Below are 5,667 nucleotides of genomic sequence, written 5' to 3' on the forward strand. Positions count from 1 at the left end.
CGCCGCCGGCCGGAGTGTCGTCGACGCTGCGGTGGCGGTCGGTGGCGGAAGCCCGGATGTCCCGCGCCTCGATCTCCCAAAGCCCTGAGGTCAGCGCCCGGCCGGCCAGGCTCACGCCGAGCGGCCCCGGAAACATCTCCGGAAACAGCGTCAGCACCGTCGCGCGCCAGGGTGAGGGATTGGTCATTCGATCTCAGTCGTTGTCGTCCCGGGGCGCGCGAAGCGCGAGCCCGGGACCCATAACCACCACTGCCAGTTTGGCGATGGCTGGAGCAAACAGCTTAGCGAAAAATTTCGGCCCGTGGTTATGGGTCCCCGCCCCCGTGCGCTTTGCGCGCTAGGCCGGGACGACTCGGGGAGTGAGCTTCGCCTCGATCCTCCCCCTCGACCTCCTGCGGCAGCGCGATCACCACGCGACCGCCGGCGAGATCGACCTCCGGCACCACCGCGTTCGTGAATGGCAGCAGCATCGTCGTGCCCTTGGGAGGCGCGATCTCGATGATGTCGCCGGCGCCGAAATTGTGGATCGCGAGCACGCGGCCGAGCGCATCGCCGTCGGTGGTGACGGCGGCGAGCCCGATCAAATCGGTGTGGTAATATTCGTCCGCGTCGGTCGCAGGCAGCTTGTCGCGCGCGACATAGAGCTCGATGCCGTTGAGGCGCTCGGCCTCATCGCGGCTCGTGACGCCCTTGAACGTCGCGACCAGATGATCTTTGGCCTCGCGCGCCGTTGCGACCTCGAACTGACGCTTGCTGTCCTTGGACAGCAGCGGACCGTAGCGCCTGACGGCAAAGGGATCTTCGGTGAAGGTCCACAGTTTGACCGCACCACGCACCCCATGCGCGGCGCCGATCCGCGCGACGCAGACCAGCGCCGACATAGCCTGCCCTTAGCCCTTCGCGGCGGCTTCGGCCTGCGCCTTGCGCTCCTTGCGCGGCACGGCCTTCTCGGGGTTGTTGCGGGCTTCGCGCTTCTTGACGCCGGCGGCGTCGAGGAAACGGGCCACGCGGTCCGACGGCTGCGCGCCCTTGGCGAGCCAGGCCTTCACCTTGTCCATGTCGAGCTTGAGGCGAGTCTCGTTGTCCTTCGGCAGCAGCGGGTTGAAATGGCCGAGACGCTCGATGAAGCGGCCATCGCGGGGAAAGCGCGAGTCGGCGACGACGACGTGATAGACGGGGCGCTTCTTGGTGCCTGCGCGGGCGAGGCGGATAACGACGGACATCTAGTTCTCCTTCAAAGTACGTTTGTTCGGTTGATTGGTATTTTCGCGCCGCGCGAGACCGTGCGGTCCCTCGCGACGAATTCCTCATTTCTTCTTGCCGGGAAATCCGCCGAGCCCCGGAAGGGTCGGCTTGCCGCTGAGGCCTGTAAGCCCCGGCAAATTCGGCAGGCCCGAGCGAAGACCGGGCGGCAGATCCTTCGGCAGGCTGGGCAGACCTTGTCCACCGCCGGCCTGCATCTTCTCCTGCATCGCCTTCATCTCTTCCGGCGAAGGAGGCTTCATGCCGCCGCCAAAGCCCATCGCCTGGGCGATGCCGGCGAGCGGGCCGCGCTTGCCCGAGCCCATCGCCTTCATCACGTCGGCCATGTTCCGGTGCATCTTGAGCAGCTTGTTGACCTGCTCGACGCTCTGGCCGGAGCCTGCGGCGATACGCTTCTTGCGGCTGGCCTTGAGCAGGTCGGGATGACGGCGCTCGTCGCGCGTCATGGAATCGATCACCGCGACCTGGCGCTTCAAGATCTTGTCGTCGATGCCGGCAGCGGCGATCTGGTTCTTCATCTTGGAGATGCCGGGCATCATGCCCATCAGGCCGCTGATGCCGCCCATGCTCGCCATCTGCGTGAGCTGCTCGCGCATGTCGTTGAGGTCGAACTGACCCTTGCGCATACGCTCGGCAGTGCGTGCGGCCTTTTCGGCGTCGATGTTGGCGGCGGCACGTTCAACCAGCGAGACCACGTCGCCCATGCCGAGGATGCGGCCGGCGATACGGTCGGGATGGAAATCTTCCAGCGCATCGGTCTTTTCGCCGGTGCCGATCAGCTTGATCGGCTTGCCGGTGACCGCGCGCATCGACAGCGCGGCGCCGCCGCGGCCATCGCCGTCCACACGTGTGAGAACGATACCGGTGAGGCCGACGCGCTGATCGAACGCGCGCGCGAGGTTCACCGCGTCCTGACCGGTGAGGCTGTCGGCGACCAGCAGCACTTCATGCGGATTGGCGGCAGCTTTGATCGCGGCTGCTTCCGCCATCATCTCTTCGTCGAGCGTGGTGCGGCCGGCGGTGTCGAGCAGCACGATGTCGTAGCCGCCGAGCTTGCCGGCTTCCAGCGCGCGCTTCGCAATCTGCGGCGGCTGCTGGCCCGCGACGATCGGCAAAGTCGGAATATCGAGATCGCGGCCGAGCACGGCCAGCTGCTCCATCGCCGCCGGACGGTAGACGTCGAGCGAGGCCATCAGCACCTTGCGCTTGTCGCGCTGGACCAGGCGGCGGGCGAGCTTGGCGGTGGTGGTGGTCTTACCGGAGCCTTGCAGGCCGACCATCATGATCGGCACCGGCGGCACGGAATTGACGTCGATGGTCTGGCTTTCGGCGCCGAGCGTGTTGATCAGCTCGTCATGGACGATCTTGACCACCATCTGGCCGGGGGTCACCGACTTGACGACGGTGGCGCCGATCGCCTGCTCGCGGACGCGCTCGGTGAAGCTGCGCACCACTTCCAGCGCGACGTCGGCCTCCAGCAGCGCGCGGCGTACCTCGCGCATAGCGGCATCGACGTCCTTTTCGGTCAGCGCACCGCGCCCCGTCAGACGATCGAGAATGCCGCCAAGCCGTTCCGACAGATTGTCGAACAATGCGATTGTTCCTTATCCTGCTCGCCAGAATGGCGATCTTCCAAACACCTTTACGCCCGAGGGCGCACAGCGCTGTCGGGCGTTGACCTCCGGCCTCCAGGGCCAGTCGGCGGGTCGAAAAGAAAGCCTTTCCGAGAAAGTGGCGGGGTTAAACGCCGCTCACGCCCAAAAGTCAAGGAAAGTTAGGGTGTCGGGGTGCCTTTGCCAGGGCAAGGCTCTGAAAACAGGGTTGTTTCGGCGCCCGGTTCCTTTTCCTAGGGGACCGCCCATATTAGAGAGAATGACCCGCCTCCGTTACCATCGCTGAAGCCCGCCGTGCCGATCACCCGCCGCCGCCTGTTTGGACTGCTCGCCGGGGCCGGCGCGCTGGTCGGCGTGCCCTCCCTTTGGATGTCCCGCATGAAAACCTACGACGGCCCGGTCTCCGACCATTTCGACGGCTTGACCTTCTTCGATCCCGACGGGGCGCCGCCGAGATCGCTCGGCGAGGTGCTACGTTGGCAATTGGGCGGCCGGGGACAGCGCGCCACATGGCCCGACTGGGCCCCCAGCCCCCACGCCGATACCCCGCCGGCGCGCGTCGACGGCGACAACGTGCGGCTCTCCTTCGTCGGCCACGCCAGCTGGCTGATCCAGACCGGCGGCCTCAATATTCTGGTCGATCCCGTCTGGTCGGAGCGGGTCTCGCCGGTCGCCTGGGCCGGGCCGAAGCGGCACAACGATCCCGGCATCGCCTTCGAGAAGCTGCCCAAGATCGATGTCGTGCTGGTCTCGCACGGCCATTACGACCATCTCGACATCGCGACCTTGTCGCGCCTCGCGAAGAACTTTGGTCCGCGCGTGGTCACCCCGCTCGGCAACGACGTGACGATGCGCAGCTGGGATCCCACGATCAAGGTGGAAGCCTTCGACTGGCACGACCGCGTCGAGTTCGGCGGCGGCATCGCCGTGCATCTGGTTCCGACGCGGCACTGGACGGCGCGCGGCATGTTCGATCGCAACAAGGCGCTGTGGGCGAGCTTTGTGTTGGAGACGCCTGCGGGGAAGATCTACGTCGTCTGCGATTCCGGCTATGGCGACGGCACGCATTTTCGTCGCGTCGCCGAGAAGCACGGCCCGCTGCGCCTGGCGATCCTCCCGATCGGCGCCTACGAGCCGCGCTGGTTCATGCGCGACCAGCACATGAATCCGGAGGATGCGGTGAAGGCGCTGGCTGATTGCGGCGCCGAGGCCGCGCTCGGGCATCATCACGGCACGTTCCAACTGACGGACGAGGCCATCGACGCGCCCGCCAAGGCGCTGGTCGAGGCGCTGGATGCGGCGAAACTTCCGCAGGAGCGGTTCGTGGCGATGAAGCCGGGGCAGGTGGTGGAGATTTAGGTCTCGCACTCTGCACACACCGCTCGTGCCCCGGACGCGGCGCAGCACTCCCGGCGATGCGAAGCATCGTCCGGTGTGATGCGCCGCTGAGCCGGGGCCCACGTCGCTGGATTGTACGGTGCCGCTTCCTGGGTCCCGGCTCTGCGCAGTGTCACTGCGTGCCGCAGCGCGTCCGGGACACGAGACCTATTGCTCTTTGGACTTGATCGCCCAGCTCACATTCACCGTCACCGACAGCGTTTCCTCGCCCGGCGCGACCGCCGCCTGCGGCGCTGCCGCCATCGGCGCCGCCATGCGGCCTTTGAACAACGGCACCGGGCCACCGCCTTCAGTGACACTGAGCGGCGCACCCAGCGTGGCACCGGTGGCCCTGGCGTAAACTTCGGCCTTGCGCCGCGCATCGGCGACCGCCTGCTCGCGGGCATCGTCGAGCAGCTTCGATGCCTGCGTCACCTCGAATGAAATATTGCCGATGTCGTTGGCGCCGGCGCCGACCAGCGTGTCGATGATGCCGGCGACCTTGGTCACGTCGCGAATTTTGACGGTGACGCGGTTGGAGGCGCGGAAGCCGACCACCGGGGATGCGCCGGTAGATTTGTTCTGGCCGTATTGCGGCTGCAGCGACAGACGCGAGGTCTGGTAGTCCTTCTCCGCAATGCCGGCGCCCTTCAGCGCCAGCAGCACCTTGCCCATGGCCCCGTTGTTGGCATCGGACGCTTCCTTCGCCGTCTTGGCGTCATTGGCAACGCCGGCATCGATCTGCGCGAGATCCGGCGCTACGGAAACATGGGCCTCGCCGCTCACCGAAATGGCGGACGGGAAATCATCGGCGAGCGCAGGCGCTGCCAACAGCGTGGCGACAACGGTGGCGAGGGAAGTAACGAGGACGACAGGCTTTTTCATCATTCTCACTTCAGCGGCACGAAAACGTTGATCACGAGCTTGTCCTCAGCGGTCTTCAGGGGATCGGTGAGGTATTCCTCGATGAAGGTGTCCTTGGCTTCCAGTCTCTTGTCGTCGAGGTGATTGGTGATCGCCTCATAGGTGTTGTCCATGTTGTCGTAGGAACCGCGATGGACGAATTTCAGTGCCTTGCCTTCCGGCGATTTGCCGATGCTCATGTCCTTGGGCAGTTTCTGCGGATCCTGATCGACCGGGATCTCGGCAAGGAAGGTGAAGCCGGTGTCGTCGGTCGAGGTGTAAACGATCATCGAATTGCCGGCGTGCTTGATGCCCTGCTTGTCCAGGAGCGTGTTCAGCGCCTTGAAGGCGTCGACCAGCGTGTCGAAGGCCGAATCCCAATTGGCAGTGCCCTTGACCATCACGACCTTCCTGGACTCCAGCGTGGTCTCGAGGCCAAAGGGATCGGCGGTCTGCACCGGAGCGGGCGTTGCGGCCGCGGCCGGCGGCGGTGTCGCCGGGCTGGGGGAGG

The 5,667-nt window shown here is 65.8% G+C and carries 6 protein-coding genes and 1 pseudogene; 1 reads left to right on the forward strand and 6 read right to left on the reverse strand.

The window, feature by feature from the left end; all coding sequences use genetic code 11:
- The 4 genes and pseudogenes from MOV74_RS29810 to ffh form a co-directional block, all read right to left on the reverse strand.
- Positions 1 to 187 (reverse strand): annotated as a pseudogene (locus tag MOV74_RS29810) (tRNA (guanosine(37)-N1)-methyltransferase TrmD); the annotation flags it as partial.
- A gap of 118 nt (positions 188 to 305) precedes the next feature.
- The gene (rimM, locus tag MOV74_RS29815) at positions 306 to 881 is read right to left on the reverse strand and encodes a ribosome maturation factor RimM (protein ID WP_246930278.1); all 576 of its coding nucleotides are present in this window, start codon (positions 879 to 881) and stop codon (positions 306 to 308) included.
- Between the two features lie 9 nt (positions 882 to 890).
- Entirely contained in the window at positions 891 to 1,223 is a 333-nt protein-coding gene (rpsP, locus tag MOV74_RS29820) for a 30S ribosomal protein S16 (RefSeq protein ID WP_212082134.1), read from the reverse strand.
- 84 nt (positions 1,224 to 1,307) lie between these two features.
- Positions 1,308 to 2,855: a signal recognition particle protein gene (gene ffh, locus MOV74_RS29825; protein WP_246930279.1), complete on the reverse strand. Its 1,548-nt coding sequence runs from the start codon at positions 2,853 to 2,855 to the stop codon at positions 1,308 to 1,310.
- Between the two features lie 315 nt (positions 2,856 to 3,170).
- Here ffh and MOV74_RS29830 point away from each other — a divergent pair, with 315 nt between their 5' ends.
- A complete protein-coding gene (locus MOV74_RS29830) occupies positions 3,171 to 4,235 on the forward strand; it encodes an MBL fold metallo-hydrolase (RefSeq protein ID WP_246930280.1) in 1,065 nt (354 codons plus the stop codon).
- A gap of 186 nt (positions 4,236 to 4,421) precedes the next feature.
- On the opposite strand, the gene MOV74_RS29835 is transcribed toward MOV74_RS29830, so the two are convergent.
- Positions 4,422 to 5,138 carry an SIMPL domain-containing protein gene (locus MOV74_RS29835; protein ID WP_246930281.1) on the reverse strand — a complete coding sequence of 239 codons (717 nt, stop codon included), beginning with the start codon at positions 5,136 to 5,138 and terminating at the stop codon, positions 4,422 to 4,424.
- A 5-nt stretch (positions 5,139 to 5,143) separates the two neighbouring features.
- On the reverse strand, positions 5,144 to 5,667 hold a 524-nt coding region (locus MOV74_RS29840), incomplete at its 5' end, for a GyrI-like domain-containing protein (protein ID WP_246930283.1).

The organism is Bradyrhizobium sp. SHOUNA76, from assembly GCF_023006445.1.
Classification (GTDB): domain Bacteria; phylum Pseudomonadota; class Alphaproteobacteria; order Rhizobiales; family Xanthobacteraceae; genus Bradyrhizobium.

Excerpts from the sequence above, each read along its gene's own strand:
- rimM (WP_246930278.1), bottom strand. The coding sequence starts at position 881 with ATGTCGGCGCTGGTCTGCGTCGCGCGGATCGGCGCCGCGCATGGGGTG.
- rpsP (WP_212082134.1), bottom strand. The coding sequence starts at position 1,223 with ATGTCCGTCGTTATCCGCCTCGCCCGCGCAGGCACCAAGAAGCGCCCC.
- MOV74_RS29835 (WP_246930281.1), bottom strand. The coding sequence starts at position 5,138 with ATGAAAAAGCCTGTCGTCCTCGTTACTTCCCTCGCCACCGTTGTCGCC.